Origin of the sequence: Streptomyces sp. NPDC051563, assembly GCF_044454225.1 — a bacterium.
Taxonomy (GTDB): Bacteria; Actinomycetota; Actinomycetes; order Streptomycetales; family Streptomycetaceae; genus Streptomyces.
On sequence record NZ_JBITDL010000011.1, the window covers coordinates 126889 to 151083 of the forward strand.

Here is a 24195-nt window from a genome sequence, read left to right on the forward strand (position 1 = left end):
GTCCTCGGTGACGTGGACGGCGGTGTCGCGACAGCTCCCGTCGGCCGGTGAGCGACACCGCCGTATCGATGTCCTGGGAATTCATGATCGTCATGGCTGCACGGCAGGGGCCCGGCCGGGTGCCGCCAAGGGGATACCCGTGACCCACGGGCGGTGGTCGCGGTGGCGCGCCTGCGGGCCACGGCCGGGGACGGGGCGCTACTGCTTGTGCTCGGACGGCGCGCTGACCGCGCCCCGGTGAAGGGCGGAGCAAACGGTGGAGATTTCGACGAGGGACGTCTTCGGGGCCCCGTGCTGGGTGAGCCTGATGGCACGGGACCTCGGCGCGGCCCAGCGGTTCTACGGTGAGGTCGCCGGCTGGCGGTTCCGGACCGCGCGGCTCGGCGAGGCCTTCTCGGTGGCCGAGCTGGACGGGATGCCGGTGGCCGGGATCGGGGCGCTGGCCGGGGATCTCGCGGTGGCCGTGGCCTGGACCCCGTACTTCGCGGTCGACGACGCCGACGTGGCGGTGGACCGGATCCGGGAGCGCAGCGGCACGATCGCGGTCGGCCCGGTCTCCTTCGAGTCGGGGGGCCGCGGGGCGCTGGTGGCGGACCGGGACGGGGCGGTGTTCGGCATCTGGGAGGGCCAGGTCTCCTCGGGCTGGCGGGTCGGCACCGGACAGGCGCCGGCCTGGCTGGAACTGCGCACCCGGGACGCCTTCGACTCGGCGATCTTCTACGGGGAGGTGCTGGAGTGGGCCACCGGCCGCTCGGGCTGCTGCGAGGTGGCGTACGAGGAGGACCGGGTGGTGCTGCGCCAGGACGGGGGCCCGGTGGCGCGCCTCGACAGCGGCCCCGTGGAGCCGGGTTCGTACAGCCCGTACACCCGGCCGCGCTGGCACGTGCACTTCCGGGTGCCCGCGCTGGGGCCGGCGGTGGAGGCGGCCGTCGCGCTGGGCGGCCGCACGGTGTCGGAGCCGGGGGCGAGCGACACGGAACGGTGGGTGTCGCTGCGCGATCCGGACGGGGCGCTCTTCACCCTCACGGCGACCCGCACGGACGGCGGAGCCGAGGGGTAGGAGGGCAGGAGTCCGGCCGGCTGTCCCTGGTGGGCTAAGGGGCTTGCGGCAGGCGGCGGGTGCGGGTCCAGGCGGTGAGATCGGACGCGGACCAGGTGTTGACCACCCGGTCGGCGGTCACCCCGCATTCCAGGGCTCGTTCGCAGCCGAGGGTCTGCCAGTCGAGCTGTCCGGGGGCGTGCGCGTCGGTGTCGATCGCGAAGAGGGTGCCCGCGGCCACCGCGAGCCGCAGCAGCCGGCGCGGCGGGTCCAGCCGCTCGGGCCGGCTGTTGATCTCCACGGCGGCCCCCGACTCGGCGCAGGCCGCGAAGACGGCCTCGGCGTCGAACTCCGACTCGGGCCGGGTCTTGCCCGTCACCAGCCGCCCGGTGCAGTGCCCGAGGACGTCGAGGTGCGGATTGCGGACGGCGGCGACCATCCGCCGGGTCATGGCGGGGGCGGCCATGCGGAGCTTGGAGTGGACGGAGCCGACGACGAGGTCCACCTCGGCCAGCAGCTCCGGCTCCTGGTCCAGCGATCCGTCGTCGAGGATGTCGCACTCGATGCCGGTGAGCAGCCGGAACGGCGCCCAGGTGGCGTTGTCCCGCAGCCGCTCGGGGGTGAGCCCCCGCGCGATGGTCAGGCGCGGAGAGTGGTCGGTGAGCACCGCCCACTCGTGCCCGAGGGCGGCCGCGGCCCGGGCCATCCCCTCGATGGGGCTGCCCCCGTCCGACCAGTCGGAGTGCATGTGGCAGTCGCCCCGCAGGGCCGCGCGCAGGGCGAGGGCCCCGGGGCTCGGGGGTGGGCCGGCGGGGTGGGCCGCGACCTTCTCCTCCAGCCCCTGCAGGTATGCGGGGATCGCTCCGCCGACGGCTTCGCGGACGACCTGGGCGGTTTTCGGGCCGATGCCCTTGACCGCTTCGAGGGTGCCCGCGGCGACCCGTTCGGCGAGCTCCCCCTCGGCCATCCGGCCGATGGCGGCGGCCGCCGTGCGGAAGGCCTGGACCCGGTAGGTCGGCTCCTGGGCGCGTTCCAGCAGGAAGGCGATGCGGTCCAGCGCGGCCACCGGGTCCATCGGGTGTCTCCCTCCGCGAAGCGGTGGAACGGCGGGGAGGGGGCCCGGGTCAAGGACCCGGGCCCCCCCCCCCGGCGGGGGAGGCGCCCGCGGCCGGGGGGGGCGCCCCGGCGGACAGGCGGGGCCGGCCCGGGCGGGAGGCGCCCCGGGCGCCTCCCCGCCCCCCCCCGGGGGCCCCCCGGGGCCCCCCCCCCCCCGCCCCCCCCCCCCCCCCCCGCCGGGGGGGGCGGGGGGGGGCGCCCCCCCCCCCCCCCCCCCCCCCCCCCCCCCCCCCCGTCCGGGTCAGGCGCCGTCGGCCGGATCGGCCGCCGGACGGAACTGCAGGGCCAGGCCGGCGAGTACGGCGCCGGCCGCCGCGCTCAGCACCGTGGTGATCCCGGCCCACTCCAGGGAGCCGCCGACCGCGCCGTCCAGCGGATCGAACCCCGCCATGCCGCCGACCACGTGGAGCGCGGCCACGCCGAGCGCGACCACCGCGCCGGCCCGCCACGCACCCGCCGTGTCCCGGACCGCGAGCAGGACGCCGGCCGTCAGGCAGAGCAGGGTGACGGCCAGGGCGAGCAGCCCGCCGGGGTCGCCGGAGGCCAGGCCCGCCAGATCACCGGGCACGTGCAGCGCACCGCAGAGCAGCAGTGCGAGGGCCACCGGCCAGCGCAGTATGTGGCGCAGTGCGCCCGCACCCGGCCGTGCCGGGCCCCGGGCCGCGGCCGGGGACGGACCCCGCGCCGGGGCCTGAGCGGCCGGCGGCGCGGGCTGGTGGGCGGCGGGCCGTACCCGGTCCGCCTGCTCGGCACCGTGCTGCGCGGGCTGTTCGCCGGTACCGAGGATGCTGACGAGCAGGGCCACGTCCTCGATGGGGCGGCCGAGGGCGGCGGCACGCAGGGTGATGTCGGCTTCGGCCCGCTCGTGCGGGGGCTCGCCCAGCAGGGTCACCATCTCGCGGACCTCGTGGACGGGCCGGGACACGGCGGCCGCGCGCAGCGCCGTGTGTCCGGGATTGGGAACCTGTCCGGATTCCTTGAGGAGGTGCACCAGATCGGTGACCTCCCGTACCGGGCGGCCGGTGGCGGCGGTCTCCAGGACGGTGTGCGCGGACGCCGGCGCGGTCCGGGGTCCGGGGTCCGGTCCGGGCGCGGCTCCTGCCCCGGGACCGGCGACGGGCCCGGCCTGCGGACCTGCCGGTGGACCTGCCTGCGGACCGGCGACGGGCCCGGCCTGCGGACCTGCCTGCGGACCGGCCTGGGTCTCGCGGACGGTCCCGGAGTCGGCCGTCGAGTCGGCTCGGAAGCCGGTCTCGGGGCCGGAGCCGAGGTCGTCCGTGTCGGGGGCCGGAGGCCGGCCGTCCGAGGTGTCGGGGAGCCTGCGCGGTTCTTCGTGCTCCGTCGCGGCGAGCGTGATCGGGTCATTCATGGAAAGCTCCGTTCGCCGACGCGCGGGTCTACACATCGCACGCCGGTCATCGTGCGTCATGGGAAGCGCACGCTTTGTTACATTCAGCGGCATCCGGCCGCGCTGCGCCATTCGGGGCGGGCAAACGGGGGTCCCCCGCGGTGCCGCGGGCCCGGCGGGCGCCGCTCGTGGGCATGGTGGGGGCATGAAGGGTACGGAGGTACTTGCCGACGCGTTCGGACGGATCCACGACGTGGTGCACGAGGCGGTCGAGGGGCTGGAGCCCGGGCAGCTGGACGCGCGGACCGATCCCGGGGCGAACTCGATCACCTGGCTCGTCTGGCACCTGACCCGGGTCCAGGACGACCACGTGGCGGATGCGGCCGGCTGGGAGCAGGTCTGGCACGCACAGGGCTGGGACGAGCGCTTCGCGCTCCCGCTGCCGCCCGGGTCGACCGGCTACGGGCACACCGCCAAGGACGCCGCGGCCGTCCGGGTCGACTCGGGGGGCCTCCTGCTGGGGTACTTCGACGCGGTCCACGCGCAGACGCGGCGGTTCCTGGACGGGCTGTCCGCCGCCGATCTGGACCGGGTGGTCGACGAGCGGTGGGACCCCCCGGTGACCCTCGGGGCGCGGCTGGTCAGCGTGATCGCCGACGACCTCCAGCACGCGGGACAGGCGGCCTTCGTCCGGGGCGTGCTGACGAGGGGCCGCTGATGGCGTCCCCGGCAGTCCTGCTGCTCACCCTCCTCCTCGTGACCGCCGCCCCCACCGCCCCGGCGTCGACCACCGCGCCCGCGGGTCCCGGGGCCGGGTCGGGGACCCCAGCCGGGACCGGGACCGGAGTCGGCCTCGCGCCGCTCGCCGCAGCCCCGCCGGGCTGGACCGGTCGGCTCGCGGGCGCGGGTGCCGGCGTCGACGCCGGCGCCACCGGCCCGCGGCCCGTGGTCGAGACCGACCGGGGAGCGGTCCGCGGGCGGGAGGCCGCCGGGTACCGCACCTTCGAGGGAATCCCGTACGCCGCCCCGCCGATCGGGCCCCTGCGCTGGCGGCTCCCCGAGCCCGCCGCCCGCTGGGCGGGCGTGCGGGACGCGGGAGCGCCCGGGGCCCGGTGCGTGCAGCTGCCCGCGGTGGGGCCGGGCGCCCCGAGCGGCTCGGAGGACTGCCTGTTCCTCAACGTCACCGTCCCGAGCGGGACGGCCGGCACCGGACGGTCGGCGCCCCTCCTCCCGCCGGGGGCGACCGGGCGGGCACCGTCGGCCGGACCGGCGGGAGCGGCCGGACCGGCGGGAGTACCCGCCACCGCCCCGCCCCGGCCCGTCATGGTCTGGTTGCACGGCGGCGGTTTCATGAACGGTGCCGGGGACCTCTACCGGCCGGGCCGGCTGGCGTCGGCGGGCGGGGCCGTGGTCGTCACGGTCAACTACCGGCTCGGGATCTTCGGGCTCTTCGGGCATCCCGCGCTCCACGGAGCCCCCGGCTTCGCGCTCGCCGACCAGCAGGCGGCCCTGCGCTGGGTGCGGGCGAACGCCGCCCGCTTCGGCGGCGATCCCGGCAACGTCACCGTGTTCGGCGAGTCCGCGGGCGGCCTGAGCGTCTGCATGCACCTCACCTCCCCCGCCTCGGCGGGCCTGTTCCACCGGGCGATCGTGCAGAGCGGCTCCTGCTCGCTCACCGTTCCGGCGCACTCGCTGCTCCCCGCTCTGCCCGCCTACGAGCCGTTCGTGCCGGAGCCCCTGACCGTGGCCCGGGGAGCCGCGGCGGCGGTCCGGCTCGGCTGCGGGCGGCCGCTCGACGCGGAGGTGCTGGAGTGCCTGCGCGGCCTCGCCCCGGAGACCCTGACGACCCCCGAGCTCACCCCGCTCTTCTCCGCGGTGTCCTACGGCACCCGGCTGCTCCCCGCCGAGCCCCGGCGGGCCCTGGAACGGGGGGAGTTCCACCGGGTCCCGGTGGTGCAGGGCTCGACCCGCGACGAGATGCGGATCTTCCTCGGGCAAACCCTGGCCGCCCATCCGGTCGCCGATCCGCAGGCCTACCGGTCCCGGCTGCGCGCCGCGTTCGGGGCGCGCGCCGGACTCGTCGAGGCCGCCTACCCGGTGACGGACCATCCGACGCCCGCGCTGGCCTTCGCCGCCGCGCTCACGGATGCCTCCTTCGTCTGCCCGCAGCTGCGGGACAGCCGTGCGCTGGCGCGGCACGTGCCGACGTACGACTACGGGTTCGACGACCGGCACGCACCGGACTTCACCGGGCTGCCGCCGGTGCCGGGCTTCCCGTACGGGGCCTCGCACGGCTCCGAACTGCCGTACCTGTTCGACACCGGGCTCCCGATGAGCGCCGGGCAGCAGGTGCTGTCGGAGCGGATGGCCGGCTACTGGACCCGGTTCGCGGCGACCGGCGACCCGAACGCCCCGGGGGCGGGGCCCTGGTGGCCGCGCTCCCCCGCCGTGCTGTCCCTGGCGCCGGAGGCCCTGACGCTCGAAGACCCGGGCGGCATCCGCCCGGTGGACGCGGCGGGCCGGCACCATTGCGGGCTGTGGGACTCCGTAGGACAGGCTCTCGACGAAGGGACGGGCTCGTGACCGGTCTGAGCGACATCCTCCAGCCGTACGTGGACGACGGGACCCTGCCGGGTGCGGTGGCCCTGGTGGACCGGGGCGACGGCAAGGAGCCCGAGGTGGCCGCCGTGGGCGGCGCGGACGCCGGGAGCGAGGCCCCGATGGTGCGCGATTCGATCTTCCGGATCGCCTCCCTCACCAAGCCGGTCACGGCGGCGGCGGTCATGATGCTGGTGGAGGACGGCCGGTTCGCGCTCACGGACGCGGTCGCGCCCTGGCTGCCGGAGATCGCCGAACCGGTGGTCGTACGGACTCCCGCGAGCCCGGTCGGCGAGGTGGTTCCGGCGAAGCGGCCGGTGACGGTGGCCGATCTGATGACCTTCCGCGCGGGGTGGGGCTTCCCCTCCGACTTCTCGCTCCCGGCGGTCGCGCCGCTCTTCGACGAGCTGCGCCAGGGGCCGCCGCAGCCGCAGGCGGTCGTGGAGCCGGACGCGTGGATGGCCGCGCTGGGCCGGATCCCGATGCTGCACCAGCCGGGCGAGGCCTGGCTGTACAACACCTGCTCGGACGTGCTGGGGGTGCTGATCGCCCGGGTGGCGGGGTGCTCGTTGCCGGAGTTCCTGGCCGAGCGGATCTTCGAGCCGCTGGACATGCCCGACACCGGTTTCGCCGTGCCCGCGGGGCAGTCGGGCCGGTTCACGCACCTGTACCGGTCCGGCGCGGACGGGGGCCTCGACCTCGTGGACGCACCCGACGGGCAGTGGAGTTCCGCGCCCGCCTTCCCGTCCGGTGCGGGCGGCCTGGTCTCCACGGCGGACGACTACCACCGCTTCGCGCGGGTGCTGCTCGACGGGGGCGGCCCGCTGCTGTCGCCCGACGCGGTGCGCCGGATGACCACCGACTGGCTGACCCCGGCCCAGCGGGCCGGGGGCGCGCTGTTCCTGGAAGGCCAGGGCTGGGGGTTCGGCGGGTCGGTCGACGTCACGCCGGCCGACCCGTGGAACGTACCGGGCCGCTACGGCTGGATCGGCGGCACCGGCACCGCCGCGCACATCGTCCCCTCGACGGGGGCCGTCACCGTCGTGCTGACCCCGCGCGAGCTGAGCGGCCCGGCGGCGCCCCCGGTGATGCGCGCGGTGTGGGCGTACGCGGCCGCCTCGTAGACCGCGTACGCCCTCGCTCCTCCGAGAGCCGGCCTAGTGGTTCTCGGTCGGCCGCAGGTCGCGCGGGATCAGTGTCCAGGCGGTCGCCGCTGCGGCGATCGCGAGGACGCCGGCCATCAGGAACGCCGGGGTGATCGCCAGGGTGTAGGCCTGCGAGGCGGCCTCGAGCAGGGTCCGGCCGAGGGTGCCGCCGAGCTGTTCGGCGGTGTGGGCGGCCTCGCCCACGGAGTCCCGTACGGCGGCCGTGGTCGGGGCGTCCAGGCCCAGCGCCGGGAGGTTGCCCCGGTAGAGCGCGGCGGCGGTGGAGCCGAGGATGGCGACGCCCATGGCCGAGCCGAGTTCGTAGCAGGTCTCCTCGATGGCCGCGGCACTGGAGACCTCGTCGGCCGGGGCCGCGGAGATGAGGGTCACCGAGGCGACGGTGGTGGCGATGCCCGCGCCCAGGCCCATGATGGTCAGCGCCGCCGCGAAGGCGGGGTAGCCGAGGCCGGTGAACTGCTGGAGCGTCCAGGGCAGGGCCATGCCCGCGGCGAGGACCACCAGACCGCCGCCGAGCACGTGGCGGATCGCGAAGCGCTGCATGAGGGTCGGGGCGACCATCGAGGCGCAGATCAGCGCGAGCGGGGCGGGCAGCAGGCGCAGGCCCGCCTCGAGCGGGGTGTAGCCCTGCCCGTACTGGAGCCACTGGGTGACCAGGAACAGGATCGCGCCCATGCCCACCATGGGCAGGAAGATCGCGGTGGCGGCCACGCTGAAGGCGGGCTTGGTGAAGAGCCGGACCTGGAGCAGCGGGTTGGGCACGCGCAGCTGGCGGCGGACGAAGAGGGTCAGCGATACGGCGGCGAGGATCAGCAGGGCCCAGGGCAGCGGGTCGGCGACGCCGCTCTTGCCGAGCTGCTTGATGCCGCCGGCGAGGGCGAGCATGCCGACGATGGACTGCCCCACGCCGGTCCAGTCCCACTTCCCGGCGGCGCGCGGGGAGCGGGATTCGGGGAGGTAGCGCAGGCCGGCCACGACGATCACGGCGGTGACGGGCAGGTTGAGGAGGAAGGCGGAGTGCCAGCCGTAGTCCTGGACGAGCAGGCCGCCGATGACGGGGCCGAAGGCCATGCCGCCGCCGAAGACGGCGGCCCAGACGGCGAGGGCGAAGGCGCGTTCCTTGGCGTCGGTGAAGACGCTGCGCAGGATCGACAGGGTGGACGGCATGATCGCGGCGCCGCCGACGCCGAGGAGGGCGCGGGCCGCGATGACGTGCCAGGCCTCGGTGGAGAACACGGCGATGAGCGAGGCGAGGGCGAAGATGCCGAAGCCCGCCATGAGGAGCCGCTTGCGGCCCCAGCGGTCGCCCAGGGCGCCGGCGGTGACGAGCAGCCCGGAGAGGGCGAGCGCGTAGATGTCGATGATCCACAGCTGCTGTACGGCGCCCGGCTGGAGGTCGCCGACGAGCGAGGGGAAGGCCACGTTGAGGATCGTGGTGTCCATCGAGATGAGCAGGAGACTGCCGGAGAGGATCGCGAGCACGATCCAGCGGCGCGGGTCCTGCGTGGGGGTGTGCATGGGGTTTCCGTTCACGGTTGTTTCACGGTCGTACGGGGGTGGGGTTCGGGGGCGCGGGCTCAGGCCGCCGGAGACGGGCGGGTTCCGCTGAGGAAGGAGGCGAGGACGAGCCGGCCGATGTCGCGCCGGGCGAGGTGTCCGTCGCGGACGCCCTCGGCGGCGGCGTCGAGCAGTCCCCAGAGCGAGTACCAGATCCAGTACGCGGGCAGGTCGACGCGGAGCCGGCCGAGGCGCTGGCCGAGGGCGAGGAAGCCGAGGGCCCGCTCGTCCTGGCGCTGGATCCCGGCCCGGAATTCGGGGTCGGCGAGCACGGTGGCATCGCGGGCGGTGAACCCGTACAGGTGCGCGGCGGGCAGCAGCCCGGTGACGAGCCGCTCCAGCGCGGCGTCGAACTCGGCCCCGTCGGCGGCGGCGGGCAGATCGGCGGGGGCCAGGCACCCGTCGACCACGTCGATGGCCCGGACGGCGACGGCCTTGAGGAGTGCCTCGCGGGTGGCGTAGCGGCGGCTGAGCGTGGCACGGCTGGTGCCGATGCCTGCGGCGATGTGTGCCATGGAGGCACTGTGATCACCGGCGAGCACGCGCGCGGCGCCGTCCAGCAGCTCTTCGTCGTTCATCATGCGATCCTCCTTCGTATCAAACGATACAAATTTGTCTCACATGATGCAAATCTGTTGCTCAGCCCTGGCCCTCCGTGCGGGCCCGGGCGCCCGAGCGGGTGCGGCCCGGGGTCTGGGCGCGTTCGGGGTGGCGGCGGACGTACTCGCGTTCCAGTTCGGCCATCCGCTGGGTGTGCGTGACCAGGGCGTCGTCCGAACCGTGCAGCAGGGTTTCGTGGCGCGTGCGGTGGATGGCTTCGAGTTCCTTCATCAGGCGGCCCTCTTCGAGCCCGCCCGCCGACGGCCCGGGTTCGCGCGTCTCGTGCTCCGCCATGGCAGGTCACCTCTCCCTCGGCCGGGCCGGACGCCTCGCCCGGCCGCGCTCATCCCATCATCGCGGAAGGGCGGTGATAGACACTGTCTACGAACTGCTGGTAGACAGTGTCCATGGACAGTGGACTGCGTGAGCGGCTGATCGACGCCGGCGTGGAGCTCGTGACGGGCGAGGGGAGCGCCGCGCTCGGCCTGCGGGAGATCGCCCGCCGGGCCGGGGTCTCCCACGGGGCGCCGCGACGGTACTTCCCCACGCATCACGCGCTGCTCTCCGCGATCGCCCGGCGCGGGTTCGGGGAGCTCGGCTCGCGCATTCCCGCCGCGCTGGCGGGCCCGGGGGCGGAGGACCCGCGCGGGCAGGTGCGGGCGCTGGGCCGCGTGTACGTCGGCTACGCGCTGGAGCGCCCGGGGATGTTCGAGCTGATGTTCCGCCACGATCTGCTGGACGGCTCCGGGCGGGACGGGACGGTGGAGACTCCGGGGGCTGCTGGGGCTGCTGGAGCTCCTGAGGCCCCGCTCAGGGAGTCCACGCTGCCGATGTTCGAGCTGCTCGTCTCCCTCGTCGCCCGGTGCCGGACCGAAGGCGAGCCCCGGATCACCGCCGCGGCGCTGTGGGCCAATCTGCACGGCGCGGCCCAGCTGTGGTCCCGCGGCAGCCTGCCGCTCGCCCTCGGCGGCGACCCCGAGGTGACGCTCGACCGGGTCGTCGACGCCGCGGTCGACGCACACCTGCGCCCGTGAGGCCCCGCCTCGCGCTCTGCGTCAGCGCGGCCGGAGCGATGCTCGTCGCCCTCGACGGGACCGTGCTGCTGATGGCGCAGCCCCGTCTGCGGCGGGACCTCGGCGCGAGTCTGGCCGAGGTGCAGTGGACGAGCGGCGCGTACCTGCTGAGCGTGGCCGCCTTCCTGGTGCTCGCCGGCCGGCTGGGCGACCGGTACGGGCACGCCCGGCTGGTGTTCACCGGCGTACTCGGCTTCGCCGCGGCCTCGGCGGGCATCGCGCTCGCTCCCGGGGTCGGCTGGGTGATCGCCCTGCGGGCGGCCCAGGGGCTGTTCGGGGCGCTGCTCCAGCCGGCGACGCTCGCCCTGCTGCGGCTCGCGTACCCGCCCGAGCGGATCGGCGGGCCCATCGCGGTGCGGACCGCGGCGATCGGACTGGCCGCGGCGGCCGGACCGCTGCTCGGGGGCCTGCTGGTCGAACGCTTCGGCTGGCGCGCGGTGTTCGTGGCGAACGTGCCCGCCGCCCTGGCGATCGCGGCGGCGGCCCTGTGCGTACGGGTCCCCGCGCCACCGGCCACCGAACACGGCGGCCGGATCCGGCCCGGCGGTGCGGCCCTCCTCGCGACGGCCCTCGCGGCGCTGGTCCACGCGCTGGCCGGCGTACCGGAACACGGCTGGTCGGGGCCCCGCACCCTGACCGGGTTCGCCGCCGCGGCCGCGCTGGCGGCCCTGCTCGTCCGCTCGGAGCGCCGCTCCGCCCAGCCCCTGGTGCCGCGCCCGGTGGCCCGCTCCGTCCCGGTGACGGCGTCCGTCGCACTGCTGGCCCTGGTCTCCGCCGCCCTGTTCGGGGCACTGTTCGCGGCCAGCTTCGCGCTCCAGGACGCGGCGGGGCTGGATCCGCTCGCCACCGGGCTGCGCGTGCTGCCGATGACGGCCGCGATGGTCGTGGGCGCACCGGTGGCGGGGGCCCTGCTGCGGCGGTTCGGTGCCCGCGGGACGGCGATGGCGGGGACCGGGCTGGTGGCGCTCGGGATCACGGGGCTGGGTCCGGGCTGGGGCTTCGGGGTGCTCGGCGCGGGCTTCGCCGCGGTGATGGTGACGGCCACCGGAACGGTGGTCGGGGACGCCCCGGCCGGGCACGCGGGGGTGGTGGGCGGGCTCAAGCAGACCGCGATGAACGTGGGGCCCGCCCTCGGCATCGCGGTGGCCGCGGGGACCGGGGCTTCGCCCGTGGCGCTGGCCGCGCTGGCCGCCGTAGGACTGCTGCCCGCCTCCCGGCTGCCCGCTTCCCGGCTGCCCGCGTCACGAAGGCCCGCTCCCCTTCCACCCGCTCCCCTCCCGGAGTCACGGCCCGCCCCGCCCGCCCCCGCCGGCGGCCGCGCGGACCGTGCAGCTGCGCGCCACCTCGTCGGCGAAGGCGCGGGCGAGCGGGGCGAGGGCGGACCAGCGCCGGACGGCCCAGCCGACGGCGAGCGGCGGCAGGACGGGGAGCGGCACCAGGCGCAGCGGTCCGTCTGAGCCGGGGACCTGCCAGCCGGGCAGTGCGGGTACGACGGCGTGCCCCAGGCCCAGTTCGGCGAGGAGGAGGGCCGTGTCCCAGTCGGCGGCGCTGGTGTCGGAGCTGATCCGGATGCCCGCGTCGGCGAGGGCGGCGTCGAGGTGGGCGCGGGAGGTGGAGTTCTCCGGCAGCCGGATGTGGCGCAGGGCGCCGAGGTCGGCCGGTTCCAGCCGGGAACGGGTGGCGAGGGGGTCGTCGGCGGCGACGGCGAGGACCCAGGGCAGCCGCATGACGGGGCGTTGTTCGATGCCCCGGACGGGGGCTCCGATGGTGATCCACGCGAGGTCGAGATCGTCGGCGGCGAGGGCTTCGAAGCAGCTGCGGCTGGAGTTCTCGGTCCGGAACTCCAGGCTGACCCGTGGGTGGCTGCCGCGGAAGGCGACGATCGCCTCGGCCATGAAGTGGCGCACGGTCGTGGCCCCGGTGGTGACGCGGACCGAGCCGCCGTCGCCCCGTACGAGGGCGTCGAGCCGGCGCAGGGCCCCGTCGAGCCCGGCGATGCCGTCGGCGGCTGCCGCCCGGAGGATCAGCCCGGCCGCGGTGGGCGAGACTCCGCGCGGGTGCCGTTCCAGGAGTGCGGCGCCGGTCTCCTTCTCCAGCCGGCGGATGTGCTGGCTGACGGCGGACTGGGTGCGGCCGAGGTCGCGGGCGACGGCGCTGAGGCTGCCCGCCCGGCAGACGGCGATGAAGACGCGGAGATCATCGAGAGTCACAACACCCAAGTTATCCCTGGGGGGTTGCCAGAAATCCGGAGGATTGACTTGGATGTCCGGCTGTCCGACGATCGGTTCACGGCCCAGGGCGGCAACCCGGTCCCGTCATCGCGAGGGCGGAACCGGGTGCCGACCCGATGCTTCAGGCTTGCGCCGTACGGGCGAGCTCGGCAGTCACCGCGTCGCGCAGGAGCTCGTACTCCGTGCGCAGGCGGCGCAGTTCACTGTCCGGGGGGCGGGGGACGACGGTCCCCTCGGTGATCTTCTCCTCGGGCGCGAACTGCTCCCGGGTGAGGTCGATCTCTATGCCCAGGCCGAGGCGGTTCCACCAGTGGTAGTCCACGCGTTCGCCGTCGACGAGGACCTCGCCGCGGAGCAGCTCGCCGCCCAGCAGGTCGTTGAGGACGAGGGCGGTGACCCCGCACTGGTCGCGGGCAGGGTTCTCCCTGGTCCACCGGTCGCGGTACTCGGGCGTGCACGTCATCGCGCTCCAACTGCTGCGGACGGCCCGGTCGATGTCGGTCAGAAGGAAAGGTGTCATGCCTCCCATGCTCGCAACCGGCACCGACAACGATCCACACCCCGGCCGACCGTCCGGTCGGATCGTGCGCGTTCCCGTCATTCGCGCCCGGTCCCGTGCGCGTTCCGGTCATTCGGGGCCCGGTGCCTCCGCGAGGAGTTCGCCGATGACGTGGCGGGCGATGGCGGCCATGACGGGGTTCGTCTCCTTGTAGTAGGCCAGTTCCATGAGGGCGATCGACAGGGCCCAGCCGCGGGCGCGCGTCCACATCGCCCCGTCGGCGGCGAGGGCGGCCCGGAAGGCGGGGCGGGCGGCGGCCGGGAGGACGTACCAGGCCGCGATCAGGTCCACGGCGGGTTCGCCGAGACCGGCGCAGCCGAAGTCGATGACGGCGGCGAGCCGTCCGTCGGCGAGGAGCAGGTTCCCCGGTTGCAGGTCGGCGTGGATCCAGACCGGGGGCCCGGACCAGGGTTCGGCCCGCAGGGCCTCATCCCACAGGGCGGTCGCCGCCGCCGCGTCCACCTCGTCGGCGGCGTCTGCGTCGTCGGCGGCGGCGCCCAGTTCCGCGATCGCGGCACGGGTGGCGGCGTCCCGGGCGGCCAGGGTCTCGCTGCGGTAGGAGGCCGGGGCGCCCGCCGGTTCGGCCCGGTGCAGGGCGGCGACGAACTCCGCCAGGTCCGCGGCCAGGAGCTCCGGCTCCGCGATCCGGCCGGGCACCGGGTTCTCGCCGGGCACCCAGCCGAAGACGGACCAGGACCAGGGGTAGCCCCCGGCGGGCCGCCCCATCCCGAGGGGGACGGGAATGGCGGCCGGCAGGCCCGGGGCGAGGCGGGGCAGCCAGACGTGTTCCGTGGCCACGTCGCCGGCCGCGCCCGGGGTGCGCGGCAGCCGTACGACCAGGTCGGTGCCGAGCCGGTACATGGCGTTCGACGTCCCGGCGGAGTCCACCCGCTCGACCGGAAGCTCCGCCCAGTGCGGGAACTGACCTGCGATCAGGCCGCGCACGAGGGTGGTGTCGATGTCGGGTTCGTCGGCGTGCATCTTCGCGGCGGGCATGAGCACCTTCCTGGAGGGTCCGGGGAGCGCGGGCTCCACGGTAACCGCCGCGCCCCGCACGCTCCGGAGCCCGGCCCGGCTGGATGCCGGACCGGGCTCGGTGGGGGGTGTCAGGCGGCTCTCATCAACGTGCCGGGAACCTCAGGGGCGTGCCCCGGGGGTTCACGGCGTGAACGTCCAGCGCTGGGCCGCGGTCGTGGCGCACGCGACCCGGGTGAGCTTGGTGCCGTTGGCGGTCGCGGAGCCGGCCGGGGTCAGGCACTGGCCGGAGTTGCGCAGACTGCCGTCCGGGCCGGTCTGCCAGGTCTGGCCGGAGCTGCCGTTGCAGGTCTGGATCGCGACGGCGCCGGCGGTGGCGGCGTCCAGGCAGGCTCCGCCGAGGCCGGTGAGCCGGCCGTCGCCCTGGAGGGTCCAGCGCTGGTTGGGGCCGCCGTGGCAGCTGTAGAGCGTGGGCTGGGTGCCGGGGGTGGTGGCGCTGCCCGGAAGGTCGATGCAGGTGGCCGAGGCCCCGTTGACCAGGGTGGCGGCCGCGGGCAGCGGGGTCGCACGGCCGGTGAGGGTGATCTCGGCGGCGCTGGTCCAGGGGCCCCGGCCGCCCGCCTCGGTCAGTGCCTTGAGGCGGAGGTAGCGGCCCGCCTTCGCGGACAGGGAGACCGATTTCAGGGCCGCCGTGTCGGCGAAGGTGCCGGCGGCCACCGGGGATCCCCAGTCGGTGGTGGTGTCCGAGACGTACACCTCGTAGGAGCCGATCCGGCCGTTGACCCCGCCGTCCTGGCGGGGCAGGTAGCCGAGGCCGTCGGCCGTGTAGCGGGCGCCGAGGTCGATCTGGATCTCGTGCGGGAGCGGTGCGGGCGCGGAGCCGGACCAGGCGGTGTGCCAGATGGTCCCGGTGTTCCCGTCGAAGCCATTGCGGGCTGCGCCGTTCTCGCCGCCGGTCTCCTGGCTGTCGGCGGAGACCAGGGTCCAGGCCGACTGCGGGACGGGGCTGGAGGTGACCGGGATGGGGTCGGCGGCCGGGACGGAGGTGCCGGTGGCGGAGACGCTGAAGGCGGCCGACTTCGTCCCGGTCTTGGTCCACAGGATTCCGCCGCGGTCGGCGGCGTCGAAGAACCAGCCCGTGGCCGCCGCGTCGTAGGCGGCCTTGCTGGTCAGCCGGGTGAGGGCGGCTCCGTCCACGGTGAGCGCGGTCGGGGCGGTGGCCACGTGGAGGCTGAACTCGTAGCCGCGCGAGGCCGGTTTGCCGGTGTAGTTGCCGACCGGGGCGGAGACGGACACGGTGACCGTGCCGGATCCGGAGGCGGGGGCGGTGACGTCGACCTGCTGGCGGGCGAAGGCGCCCGTCTCGTGGGCGCGGGTGATGCCGTCGTCCTCGTAGAGGCTGAAGGAGGTGGCGCCGCGCGGGTGGATGTCGTAGGTGAGGGTGGAGACGGGCTTCTCCCCCGTGTAGTTCATCTGCGGCCACATCGGGACGATGGCGCCGCCCTTGACGAAGAGGGGCAGGGTGTCGAGCGGGGCCTGGTAGCCGTTGAGCCAGCCCGGTCCGGCGTAGGTCTTGCCCGTCCAGTAGTCCGTCCACGTGCCGGCCGGCAGGTAGATGCCGTCGCGCACGGAGGTGTCGGAGACCACGGGCGCGACGAGGAAGGAGTCCCCGGCCATGAACTGGCCGCTGGTCAGGTTGCCGCGCGCCACCGGATCGTCGGGGTACTCCAGGACCATCGGGCGGGTGCTCGGCACGCCGGTCTCGTGCGCGGTCCGGCTCATCGTGTACAGGTACGGCATGAGCCGCATCTTCAGCTGGAGGTACTTGCGGTTGATCGAGAGGTACGGTTCCGCGAACCGCCAGGGCTGCTTGTCCTGGTACCCGGCGGACGGGCCGGTGGCTCCCCAGCCGGACATGGTCATGAAGGCCGGGGTGAAGGCCTTCCACTGGAGGTCGCGGGCGTACGTCTTGGGGCTGCCGGCGAAGATCCCGTCGACGTCGCCGGAGGCGTAGTTGAGGCCGGAGAGGCCGGCGCCGGCGATGGCGGGGACGTGCCAGCGCATGTCGTCCCAGGTGCCGTTGGTGTCACCGGTCCAGACGACGGCGTTGCGCTGGGTGCCGGCCCAGCCGTCGACGGTCCAGACGTAGCGGCGGGCGTCGGAGTTCTTCTCTATGCCGTCGACGGCCTGCTGGACACCCGAGAAGGCCGTCTTGTAACCGCCGCCGATCCAGGCGACGTCGGTCTTCACTCCACGGGAACCGGCGCTCCCGACCTCGTCGTTGATGCCGCCGAGGCCGGTCGAGGTCCACAGTCCGGTCTGGAACCCCTTGGCCTTGAGCGCGTCGACCGTGGACTTCAGCGGCGCCGTGTAGCCGCAGCCGTAGCCGTCGTTGGGCAGGAACCAGCCCGAGGGCATGTCCGCGGCGCGGGCGTCCGTGGCGTAGCCGACGACGTCCGGGGTGGTCTGGTGGCGGAGCCGGTCGTGGTCGCCCTGGTAGGCCGGGTTGGAGGCGTTGAAGCAGTCGGCGTTGCCGAGTTCGAAGCCCCAGGCCGGAGCCATGAAGGGCTTGCCGCTGACGTCGGTGTAGGCGTCGAGGACGGTCTTGAGGGAGTCGCCGGTGAAGTACCAGGCGTCGAAGCGCTTCTCGTCGTGGGTGAGGGTGGTGGGCGCGTTGAAACCGTACGAGCCCGGGGCCCAGGTGTTGCGCATCACGCCGTAGTTGTTGGTCGACACGTAGAAGGGGGCGGGGCTGGCGTTGTTGTTCTCGCGCCACTTGTTGTCGACCGCGATCGGGACGGTCTTGCCGCGCAGGGCCCATTCGCCCAGGCGCAGGCCCGTTCCGTAGAACTGCTCGTCCGCTCCGCGCGCGAGGTACTGGGTGGTCTGGCTGCCGGTCCAGGAGGTGGGCTGGGTCTCCTGCCAGACGAGGGTGGAGTTGTCGGCGCGGTAGACGGAGAACTGCAGCGGGGTCTTGTTGGCCCGGATGGTCAGGGAGCCGGTGGTGATCTTGTAGTAGCCGCCCGCGTCGGTCCAGGCGGCGCTCACGGGGCCGAAGTCGGTGGTGGGGGCGAGGTCGGTGCCGGCCGGGTCGTTGGTGAAGGCCCCGTCGGGTGAGAGCCAGAGCCGGAAGATGTCGGCGCGGGCGACGACCACCCGGGCCTTGGCCCCGCCGGCGGTTGCGATGGTGAAGGTGTTCCCGGACCGGGTGAGCCCGGTGGCGTTGCCCGCCGTGGTGGGGGCCGGTGCCGAGGCGGCCGCCTCGGCCGGGGAGGAAAGGGCGCCGGCGGTGGCCAGACCGGCCGCGGCGAGGGCCGCGGCGAGCAGTGCGGCCACCGGGGCGCGCCGCCGCCGTGGGCGTCTGCGGATGCTGATGAGTCTCATGGGGCGGCTCCTCGTGCGGTCCGGACTGCGCACACGCCTCTTGGCATGCACCGGGCAACATAGCGGTCCAGAGGCCCCATTTGAAGGAAGATGATTGGAATGGCTGGTCAACGAGCACCTTTGAACACGAGGAGGGGACATGAGGAGCCCGACCGGCCCTTCACTCGTATGGCCCACCCGCCCTGCGTGGCCCGACCACCGCCGTGACCCTGGGACGAACTACGGACTTTTCTGGAGGGCCCGGCGCTCATGGAACAGGCGAAACAGCCCGCATCGCTCCGTCAGATCCTCCTCGCCCCCGGGACCCTGCGCCTGCTCGCCCTCTCGGCGCTCATCGGCATCCCGGTCTCGCTGTTCGCCTTCGGCTTCGTCAGCCTCGAACACGAACTCCAGCACTGGGTCTGGCACACCGCACCCGACCTGCTCGGCTACTCCCGCCCCCCGTGGTGGTGGGGGCTGCCCACGCTCACCCTCGCCGGCCTGCTGGCCGCGCCGATCATCACGCGGATGACCGGCGCCGGCGGACACGTCCCCGCCTACGGCTTCGGCGGCCCGCCGACGATGCCCAACGAGACCCTGAGCGTGATCCTGGCCGCACTGGCCTGCCTGCCCCTCGGCGTGATGCTCGGCCCCGAGGCGCCCCTGATGGCGATCGGCAGCGGACTCGCCCTGCTCAGCATCCGCGCCGCCAAGCGCGCGACCGAGCCGGAGCTGGCCACCGTGCTCGGCATGGCCGGGTCCACCGCCGCCATCAGCACCATCTTCGGCAGCCCGCTGATCCCGGTGGTGATGGTGCTGGAGGGAGCCGCCCTCGTGGCGGGGGGCGCGCGCATCCTCGTACTGATCCTGCCCGCCCTGGTCGCCAGCGGGGTCGGAGCCCTGGTCTTCACCGGCTTCGGACACTGGACCGGCCTCGGCATCGGCGCGCTGACCCTCCCCCAGGAACCCGCCGCCGGCCTGCCCGACGCGGGCGACTTCCTGTGGGGCATCCCCATGGCCGCCCTGATCGGCGTGCTCGTCGCCCTGGGCAAGTCGGCGGGCCTGCGGGTGCACGGCTGGGTGGGCGCCTCCGCGCAGCGGATCATCCTGTGCGCGGTGGCCGTCGGTCTCTGCGTCACCGCCTACGCGCTGATCACCGGACGCTCTCCCGAAGAGGTGGCCCTGTCCGGGCAGAACACCGTCGGCCAGCTGGCCGCCGACCCCTCGGCCTGGGGCGTGGGCGCGCTGGTGGCCCTCGCCCTCTTCAAACTGATCGGCTGGGGCATCGCCCTGGGCAGCCTCCGGGGTGGCCCCATCTTCCCGTCCATCATGATCGGGGCGGCGATCGGCATCGCCTTCGGCAGCCTTCCCGGATTCGGCATGGCTCCGGCCCTGGCGGCCGGCATCTGCGCGGCCGGGGTGGCCGGTACCCGGCTCCCGGTGACCGGCGTGGTCCTGGCCGCCGCGCTGCTGGGCAAGGAGTCGCCCACCCTGATGCCGCTGCTCGTGCTCTCGGCGGTCACCGCGCTGCTGGCCTCGGCCCTGATCGACCGCCAGCGGCCCGCGGACCCGGCCCACCTCCAGCCCGCCCCCGCCGACGCCTGAGCCCGGGGCGGCCGGGCCCCGGGCCGCTCAGGCCGGGCCCCGCGGACGGCCGGTTTCCGGTCGTTCAGGCCGGGCCGGCGGGCAGGGCGGAGTACGGGTGGACTTCGATCCGCAGCGGCGGCTCGGCGAGCAGGCCGATGATCTCGTCGCGGAGTTCGTCCGCGAGGGGGCTGTTCTCGTACGCGTCCTTCGCCTCGCGGCTCCGGAACACCTCCATGTTCCACAGCACGTCGGGGTCGGCGTCCTCGCGGGCGATGATGAAACGGTCCGAGGACCCCGACTTCTCCATCCCGGCCGTGGCCAGCTCGAAGAGCTTGTCACCGAGTCCGGGCTTGGCCTTCATCCTGATCAGGTACGCGGGCTGGTCCTGCAGTGCCATGGTTCCTCCTGCTGTCTCACGCGAGCTGTCTGGAACGCCGTTCCATCGCCCAGTGTGGAACGGCGTTCCAGCCATGTCAAAATGGCGGGGTGACACCACCGACGCGCAAGAAGCCCGAGCGGCGCACCGACGCCCTCTCCCGTGAGCGGATCGTCGAGGCCGCCGTCGACCTGCTGGACCGGGCGGGCGAGAGCGGGCTGACCTTCCGGGCCCTGAGCGAACGCCTGGCCACCGGCCCCGGGGCCATCTACTGGCACGTGGCCGGCAAGGGCGAACTGCTGGCCGCGGCCACCGAGCACACCGTCGCCGCAGCCCTCGCCGACGGGCCGGACGGACCGCGGGGAGAGATCCACGCCGTGGCCCTCGGCCTCTTCGACGCCGTCGAGGCGCACCCGTGGCTCGCGGACCAGCTCGCCGCGCAGCTCGCCCACCACCCCTCCGGCCCGGTGGCGCTCCGGGTCCTGGAGGCCATCGGGCGGCAGGTGCACGCGCTGGACGTGCCCGCGAGCAGCTGGTTCACCGCGACCTCCGCGCTGGTGCACTACGTCCTCGGCGCCGCCGGCCAGAACGCCGCGAACCGGATGCGCGCCCGCGGCCTCGGCCCGGAAGCCGATCGCAGCGCATACATCGGCACCGTGGCGCAGTCGTGGAAGGACCTCAGCCCCGAGGAGTACCCCTTCATCCGGGCGCTCGCGGACGAGGGACTCGATCACGACGACCGCGCGCAGTTCCTCGCCGGCATCGATCTCATCGTCACGGGCATGACCAGCCCGGCATGACCGGCCCGGACGTGACCGATCCGGACGTGACCGGTCCGGACGTGACCGGCCGGACATGACCGGTCCCGGGATGGTCAGCCCGACATGACCAGCATTTTGCCCTTTTCGTAGCCTTTAGTGACGAACCATTCCTTTCCTCGTGGACTCTCACTCCCCGGCAGCCACACCGGCCGCCTCGGTACGGGCTCAGGAGTCGCGCACGATGAAGCAGGGCAATCGCCGGGAGGCGCAGCACGGACACGGCCGGGTCCCGGGGTGTTCCCCCGACCGGCCGCCCAGGTGGCGGCGGTGGGCCGGAGTGGCCGTCCCGCTGACGGTCGTGGTCGGGATGACCATCGGGTTCGTGACCCACCTCAACCGGTCCGACGGCGGCGGCGACGTCGGCGACACCGTGCACCTCGACGAGCCCCGCACCACGGCGCAGGGGAAGGCCGGTGACACGGCGGGCGACCCGCTGACCCTGATGCCCACCGGACCGACGCCCGAGCTCAAGGTGTCCGGCACCATCCCGGAGGACGGCAGCAAGGTGATGGTGACCACCCTCGCCGGGAAGAAGTCCCACTTCACCGGCAAGGTCTGGCTCTGGGTGCCGCCGCAGTACCACGACCCGAAGTACGCGCGCAGCGGCTTCCCCGTGATGATCGCGCTGCCCGGCGGGCCCGGCTTCAACGAGAACTACTGGAGCGGGAGCAACCTCAAGCTGGAGGCCGACATCTCCAAGTGGTCGAAGGAAGGCGCCAGCCTCCCCTTCATCCTGGCCATGCCCGTGCTGAACCCGGCCTCCGACAAGGACGGACTGTACTGGGACGGCAGCGACATCCCCGGCCAGCCGAAGATGGGCACCTGGCTCACCGAGGACGTCCCCGACCTGGTCCGCGCGACGTTCCGTACGATCAAGTCCCGCGACGGCTGGGCCTTCATGGGCAGCTCCTCCGGCGGGTTCGCCGGGCTCAAGGCGGTGCTGCAGAAGCCCGACCGGTTCCGCGCCGTGATCGCCGGCGGGCCCGACATCGTCCCCGACTCACGTCTGTGGAACGGCCACCCCCGGGAGAAGGCGGAGAACAGCCCGCCCGAACTCGCGCAGAAGCTGATCGAGCGGGGCGGCCCGGAGGTGGACCTGGCCTTCCAGGTCGGCACCAAGGGCAGCGACGTCCAGAACCGGCCCCCGATCGAGAAGTTCATCAAGGACTACGGCAAGGGGCCGGTGAAGACGAAGTTCCACGTCGACGAGGGCGGTGGCCACGACGCCTACACCTACGCTCCCGGCATGTACGACGGCGGGCTCATCCAGTGGATCAGCTCGCTCATGCGAGGGCCCGTCCCCAGCCCGTGACGGGCGGCGGGCTCACGGCCAGGACCGGCGCGGCCGGTGAGCCGTGCCGGTGCCCGCAGGGCTCGAAGACCAGAACCACCGGCTGCCCCGGACGCTGCCGCCAGGAGATGCGTTCCGGGGCGTCCTCGCACACCGGGCAGCACGGCAGCGGACTCGCCTGACCCGTCGGGCCCGTCGGGCTCGGGGCGGCCGCGAGCTGCGTGGCGTGCGGATCGCTCATGGAGACTCCCTGGTCGTGCGGTTGGGCTGATCGCACTGTGCCATGGACCTGCCCCCCGGCGCACGGGTGAATCCTCCAGTGTTCCGGCGGGGTTCCGGCAGGTCAGAAGTGTGCGCACCGGGCTCCGCCCGCCGCTCCCCCGGGACTTGGCGCTCAGCGCGGCCCGGCGGCGACCTCCACCAGTCCCGATTCGTACGCGGCGATGACCGCCTGGGCCCGGTCGCGGACGCCCAGCTTGCCGAAGATGCCGGTGATGTGGTTCTTGACCGTGGAGACGCTGATGTCCAGGTCCGCGGCGATCTCGGCGTTGTCGAGTCCGCCGGCCAGCAGCTGCCAGATCTCCCGCTCCCGCGGGGTGAGCCCGGCCGGAACTCCGGCCGTCCGTCCGACGGGCCGCGTCGCGGGGGCCCGTACGTACGTGGAGATCAGCCGGGTCAGCAGACGCGGCGCCACGGCGGCCTCACCGGCGTACACGGTGCGGATCGCGGCGGTCAGCTCCTCCGGGGAGACGTCCTTGGGCAGGAACCCGTACGCTCCGGCCCGCAGGGCGGCGACCACGTACTCGTCCATGTCGAAGGTGCTCAGCGCCAGGACCCGGCACTGCGGCAGCAGCGCGGACAGTTCCGCGGTGGCCCCGACCCCGTCCAGGACCGGCATCCGGATGTCCATGACGACCACGTCGGGCCGCAGCCGCTGCGCGAGGGCGACCGCCTCGGCGCCGTTCCCGGCCTCGCCGACCACCTCGAACTCCGGCTCGGGGGCCAGGATCAGCGCCAGGCCCGTGCGCACGAGCGGCTGGTCGTCGGCAATGAGCACACGGATCATCCGCGTTCTTCCTCTCCCTGTTCCCCGGGCGCGTCCGGACCGGGCGGCGCCGGCAGGCGCGCCGCCACCCGGAATCCGCCGCCGGGCACGGCGGCCGCCTCCAGGGTGCCGCCCTGCAGGGCGACCCGTTCGCGCATTCCGATCAGACCGTAGCCGGAACCGGGAGCCGTCCGCGAAGGCACAGGCGGGTCCCCCGTCCCGTCGTCGCGGACCTCCACCGTCACCTCGTACGGGTGGTAGGCGAGCCGTACGTGCGCCCGGGCCCGCCCGGCGTGCTTGCGGGTGTTGGTCAGCGCCTCCTGCACGATGCGGAACACCGTCAGCCCGAGGGCGGGTGGGAGCGGGCGCACCGGACCGTCCACGGTGAACCCGGTCTCCAGGCCGCCCAGCCGGGCTTCGGCGACGATCCGCTCCAGGTCGCCGGTTCCGGGCTGCGGGGCCGGCGGGGTGTGCTCCGGTTCCTCTCCGGCCCGCAGCACGTCGAGCAGCTGCCTCATTTCGCGCAGCGCCATCCGCCCGGAACCCTCCAGGGTGACCAGGGCCCCGCGGGCCGCCTCCGGGTCGTGCGCCAGGTTGGCCCGCGCGCCGCCGGCCATCAGCTGCATGGTGGTGATGTGGTGGGCCACGATGTCGTGCAGTTCGCGGGCGATGCGGCGGCGTTCCTCGGCCACCGCCCGTTCCGCGAGCAGGGTGCGCTTGGCCTCGGTCTCCAGCTGCCAGCGGCGCGTGAGCAGCGCGGCGGCGACGACGAGGAGGACCGCGACCGTGTTGCCGAGCAGGCCCATGAACCCGTTCGTGCCGCCGGAGCCGCTGCCGGCCACGGTCAGCGGCACGGCCGCGAAGGCGGCTGCCGCCGTGACCGCCGGGCCGCGCACGCGGGCCACGGAGTAGAGCGCGACGGTCACTCCCGCGGAGAAGTGCGGGTCTTGCGCCGTGGTCAGGTTCAGCGCCACGCCGAGGGCGAGGACGGCGCAGAGCACGGCGACCGGCCTGACCCGCCGGGCCAGGAGGCAGGGCGCGGTCAGGACCACCAGGGCGAGGGCGGACACCGTGAGGGGCCTGCCGTTCCCGGCCGCGCCGAACCCGTAGCCGACCAGGTCCACGACGGCGGCGGCGATGGCCACGAGCGCGTCGTTGCGGGTCCAGTTCAGGGCCCGGATCCCGTTCGGGATCCGGGCCCGGTTCGCGGCCCGGACGGGCGCGCTCCCGCCCGCCCGTTCGTCCGTGGTGATCGTCGGCATGCTCCATCTTCCCATCGCACGGCCCGCGGACCGTGGGCCCCCAGGAGGAGCGCGGACCAGGACCGGAGTCCTGGCCGGGGCGCGCACCGGTCGCTGGTCCCGGGCGGGAGCTCCTCCCCGGACCCGACGTTTCGGCGGGCGGGCGCTGATGAGCTGGTGAGCAGGCCGGGGACCCCCGGCCGCCGCCCCGC

At 74.5% G+C, this 24195-nt stretch carries 21 protein-coding genes and 1 pseudogene; 9 read left to right on the plus strand and 13 right to left on the minus strand.

Annotated features, from left to right (window positions below; translation table 11 throughout):
- The first annotated feature begins 307 nt into the window (after window positions 1–307).
- Window positions 308–1060, plus strand: a complete 753-nt coding sequence (locus ACIA8F_RS15315; RefSeq protein ID WP_399379120.1) for a VOC family protein — start codon at window positions 308–310, stop codon at window positions 1058–1060.
- A 34-nt stretch (window positions 1061–1094) separates the two neighbouring features.
- On the opposite strand, the gene ACIA8F_RS15320 is transcribed toward ACIA8F_RS15315, so the two are convergent.
- Window positions 1095–2114, minus strand: a complete 1020-nt coding sequence (locus ACIA8F_RS15320; RefSeq protein WP_399378968.1) for a PHP domain-containing protein — start codon at window positions 2112–2114, stop codon at window positions 1095–1097.
- A gap of 282 nt (window positions 2115–2396) precedes the next feature.
- A complete protein-coding gene (locus ACIA8F_RS15325; protein ID WP_399378969.1) occupies window positions 2397–3524 on the minus strand; it encodes a hypothetical protein in 1128 nt (375 codons plus the stop codon).
- A gap of 184 nt (window positions 3525–3708) precedes the next feature.
- On the opposite strand from ACIA8F_RS15325, the gene ACIA8F_RS15330 reads away from it, so the two are divergent.
- From ACIA8F_RS15330 to ACIA8F_RS15340, 3 genes are read left to right on the plus strand one after another with little or no spacing between them, the layout of a single operon-like run.
- Entirely contained in the window at window positions 3709–4221 is a 513-nt protein-coding gene (locus ACIA8F_RS15330) for a DUF664 domain-containing protein (RefSeq protein WP_399378971.1), read from the plus strand.
- The gene (locus ACIA8F_RS15335; RefSeq protein WP_399378972.1) at window positions 4221–6086 is read left to right on the plus strand and encodes a carboxylesterase/lipase family protein; all 1866 of its coding nucleotides are present in this window, start codon (window positions 4221–4223) and stop codon (window positions 6084–6086) included. The genes ACIA8F_RS15330 and ACIA8F_RS15335 overlap by 1 nt, the downstream gene beginning before the upstream one ends.
- Window positions 6083–7225, plus strand: a complete 1143-nt coding sequence (locus ACIA8F_RS15340; protein WP_399378974.1) for a serine hydrolase domain-containing protein — start codon at window positions 6083–6085, stop codon at window positions 7223–7225. Before ACIA8F_RS15335 ends, ACIA8F_RS15340 begins: the two co-directional genes overlap by 4 nt.
- Before the next feature lie 33 nt (window positions 7226–7258).
- On the opposite strand, the gene ACIA8F_RS15345 is transcribed toward ACIA8F_RS15340, so the two are convergent.
- Genes ACIA8F_RS15345 through ACIA8F_RS15355 form a run of 3 tightly spaced genes read right to left on the minus strand, consistent with a single transcriptional unit; the run spans window position 7259 to window position 9715 of the window.
- Entirely contained in the window at window positions 7259–8782 is a 1524-nt protein-coding gene (locus tag ACIA8F_RS15345; RefSeq protein WP_399378976.1) for an MFS transporter, read from the minus strand.
- Window positions 8783–8841: 59 nt separating this feature from the next.
- A complete protein-coding gene (locus ACIA8F_RS15350) occupies window positions 8842–9402 on the minus strand; it encodes a TetR/AcrR family transcriptional regulator (protein ID WP_399378979.1) in 561 nt (186 codons plus the stop codon).
- 58 nt (window positions 9403–9460) lie between these two features.
- On the minus strand, window positions 9461–9715 hold the full coding sequence (locus tag ACIA8F_RS15355) for a DUF6158 family protein (RefSeq protein WP_399378981.1): 255 nt from the start codon (window positions 9713–9715) through the stop codon (window positions 9461–9463).
- A gap of 113 nt (window positions 9716–9828) precedes the next feature.
- Here ACIA8F_RS15355 and ACIA8F_RS15360 point away from each other — a divergent pair, with 113 nt between their 5' ends.
- Window positions 9829–10455, plus strand: coding sequence for a TetR/AcrR family transcriptional regulator (locus tag ACIA8F_RS15360; protein ID WP_399378983.1), 627 nt, complete (start codon window positions 9829–9831; stop codon window positions 10453–10455).
- 38 nt (window positions 10456–10493) lie between these two features.
- A pseudogene (locus tag ACIA8F_RS15365) lies at window positions 10494–11762 on the plus strand (MFS transporter); the annotation flags it as partial.
- A gap of 15 nt (window positions 11763–11777) precedes the next feature.
- Here ACIA8F_RS15365 and ACIA8F_RS15370 read toward each other — a convergent pair.
- The 4 genes from ACIA8F_RS15370 to ACIA8F_RS15385 all read right to left on the minus strand — a co-directional run bounded on the left by ACIA8F_RS15370 (window position 11778) and on the right by ACIA8F_RS15385 (window position 17643).
- Complete coding sequence (locus ACIA8F_RS15370) at window positions 11778–12704, minus strand: LysR family transcriptional regulator (RefSeq protein WP_399378984.1); 927 nt, start codon at window positions 12702–12704, stop codon at window positions 11778–11780.
- A gap of 142 nt (window positions 12705–12846) precedes the next feature.
- Window positions 12847–13245, minus strand: coding sequence for a hypothetical protein (locus ACIA8F_RS15375; RefSeq protein WP_399378986.1), 399 nt, complete (start codon window positions 13243–13245; stop codon window positions 12847–12849).
- Between the two features lie 108 nt (window positions 13246–13353).
- Window positions 13354–14280, minus strand: a complete 927-nt coding sequence (locus ACIA8F_RS15380) for an aminoglycoside phosphotransferase family protein (protein WP_399378988.1) — start codon at window positions 14278–14280, stop codon at window positions 13354–13356.
- 162 nt (window positions 14281–14442) lie between these two features.
- Window positions 14443–17643, minus strand: coding sequence for a TIM-barrel domain-containing protein (locus ACIA8F_RS15385; protein WP_399378990.1), 3201 nt, complete (start codon window positions 17641–17643; stop codon window positions 14443–14445).
- A gap of 249 nt (window positions 17644–17892) precedes the next feature.
- Between ACIA8F_RS15385 and ACIA8F_RS15390 the strand changes: the two genes are divergently transcribed.
- On the plus strand, window positions 17893–19227 hold the full coding sequence (locus ACIA8F_RS15390; RefSeq protein ID WP_399378992.1) for a chloride channel protein: 1335 nt from the start codon (window positions 17893–17895) through the stop codon (window positions 19225–19227).
- Between the two features lie 64 nt (window positions 19228–19291).
- On the opposite strand, the gene ACIA8F_RS15395 is transcribed toward ACIA8F_RS15390, so the two are convergent.
- Entirely contained in the window at window positions 19292–19606 is a 315-nt protein-coding gene (locus ACIA8F_RS15395) for a putative quinol monooxygenase (RefSeq protein ID WP_399378994.1), read from the minus strand.
- 89 nt (window positions 19607–19695) lie between these two features.
- Between ACIA8F_RS15395 and ACIA8F_RS15400 the strand changes: the two genes are divergently transcribed.
- Both ACIA8F_RS15400 and ACIA8F_RS15405 read left to right on the plus strand, forming a co-directional pair.
- On the plus strand, window positions 19696–20385 hold the full coding sequence (locus ACIA8F_RS15400) for a TetR/AcrR family transcriptional regulator (protein ID WP_399378996.1): 690 nt from the start codon (window positions 19696–19698) through the stop codon (window positions 20383–20385).
- Window positions 20386–20587: 202 nt separating this feature from the next.
- Window positions 20588–21718 carry an alpha/beta hydrolase gene (locus ACIA8F_RS15405; RefSeq protein WP_399378997.1) on the plus strand — a complete coding sequence of 377 codons (1131 nt, stop codon included), beginning with the start codon at window positions 20588–20590 and terminating at the stop codon, window positions 21716–21718.
- Here ACIA8F_RS15405 and ACIA8F_RS15410 read toward each other — a convergent pair.
- The 3 genes from ACIA8F_RS15410 to ACIA8F_RS15420 all read right to left on the minus strand — a co-directional run bounded on the left by ACIA8F_RS15410 (window position 21690) and on the right by ACIA8F_RS15420 (window position 24004).
- Window positions 21690–21938 carry a hypothetical protein gene (locus ACIA8F_RS15410; RefSeq protein ID WP_399378999.1) on the minus strand — a complete coding sequence of 83 codons (249 nt, stop codon included), beginning with the start codon at window positions 21936–21938 and terminating at the stop codon, window positions 21690–21692. The genes ACIA8F_RS15405 and ACIA8F_RS15410 overlap by 29 nt on opposite strands.
- A gap of 153 nt (window positions 21939–22091) precedes the next feature.
- On the minus strand, window positions 22092–22763 hold the full coding sequence (locus tag ACIA8F_RS15415; protein ID WP_399379002.1) for a response regulator: 672 nt from the start codon (window positions 22761–22763) through the stop codon (window positions 22092–22094).
- On the minus strand, window positions 22760–24004 hold the full coding sequence (locus ACIA8F_RS15420; RefSeq protein WP_399379004.1) for a sensor histidine kinase: 1245 nt from the start codon (window positions 24002–24004) through the stop codon (window positions 22760–22762). Before ACIA8F_RS15420 ends, ACIA8F_RS15415 begins: the two co-directional genes overlap by 4 nt.
- Window positions 24005–24195: the final 191 nt, after the last annotated feature.

Coding starts and splice junctions, on each gene's coding strand:
- ACIA8F_RS15315 (WP_399379120.1), top strand. CDS start 308: ATGGCACGGGACCTCGGCGCGGCCCAGCGGTTCTACGGTGAGGTCGCC.
- ACIA8F_RS15320 (WP_399378968.1), bottom strand. CDS start 2,114: ATGGACCCGGTGGCCGCGCTGGACCGCATCGCCTTCCTGCTGGAACGC.
- ACIA8F_RS15325 (WP_399378969.1), bottom strand. CDS start 3,524: ATGAATGACCCGATCACGCTCGCCGCGACGGAGCACGAAGAACCGCGC.
- ACIA8F_RS15330 (WP_399378971.1), top strand. CDS start 3,709: ATGAAGGGTACGGAGGTACTTGCCGACGCGTTCGGACGGATCCACGAC.
- ACIA8F_RS15335 (WP_399378972.1), top strand. CDS start 4,221: ATGGCGTCCCCGGCAGTCCTGCTGCTCACCCTCCTCCTCGTGACCGCC.
- ACIA8F_RS15345 (WP_399378976.1), bottom strand. CDS start 8,782: ATGCACACCCCCACGCAGGACCCGCGCCGCTGGATCGTGCTCGCGATC.
- ACIA8F_RS15350 (WP_399378979.1), bottom strand. CDS start 9,402: ATGATGAACGACGAAGAGCTGCTGGACGGCGCCGCGCGCGTGCTCGCC.
- ACIA8F_RS15355 (WP_399378981.1), bottom strand. CDS start 9,715: ATGGCGGAGCACGAGACGCGCGAACCCGGGCCGTCGGCGGGCGGGCTC.
- ACIA8F_RS15360 (WP_399378983.1), top strand. CDS start 9,829: ATGGACAGTGGACTGCGTGAGCGGCTGATCGACGCCGGCGTGGAGCTC.
- ACIA8F_RS15375 (WP_399378986.1), bottom strand. CDS start 13,245: ATGACACCTTTCCTTCTGACCGACATCGACCGGGCCGTCCGCAGCAGT.
- ACIA8F_RS15380 (WP_399378988.1), bottom strand. CDS start 14,280: ATGCCCGCCGCGAAGATGCACGCCGACGAACCCGACATCGACACCACC.
- ACIA8F_RS15385 (WP_399378990.1), bottom strand. CDS start 17,643: ATGAGACTCATCAGCATCCGCAGACGCCCACGGCGGCGGCGCGCCCCG.
- ACIA8F_RS15390 (WP_399378992.1), top strand. CDS start 17,893: ATGGAACAGGCGAAACAGCCCGCATCGCTCCGTCAGATCCTCCTCGCC.
- ACIA8F_RS15395 (WP_399378994.1), bottom strand. CDS start 19,606: ATGGCACTGCAGGACCAGCCCGCGTACCTGATCAGGATGAAGGCCAAG.
- ACIA8F_RS15405 (WP_399378997.1), top strand. CDS start 20,588: ATGAAGCAGGGCAATCGCCGGGAGGCGCAGCACGGACACGGCCGGGTC.
- ACIA8F_RS15410 (WP_399378999.1), bottom strand. CDS start 21,938: ATGAGCGATCCGCACGCCACGCAGCTCGCGGCCGCCCCGAGCCCGACG.
- ACIA8F_RS15415 (WP_399379002.1), bottom strand. CDS start 22,763: ATGATCCGTGTGCTCATTGCCGACGACCAGCCGCTCGTGCGCACGGGC.
- ACIA8F_RS15420 (WP_399379004.1), bottom strand. CDS start 24,004: ATGCCGACGATCACCACGGACGAACGGGCGGGCGGGAGCGCGCCCGTC.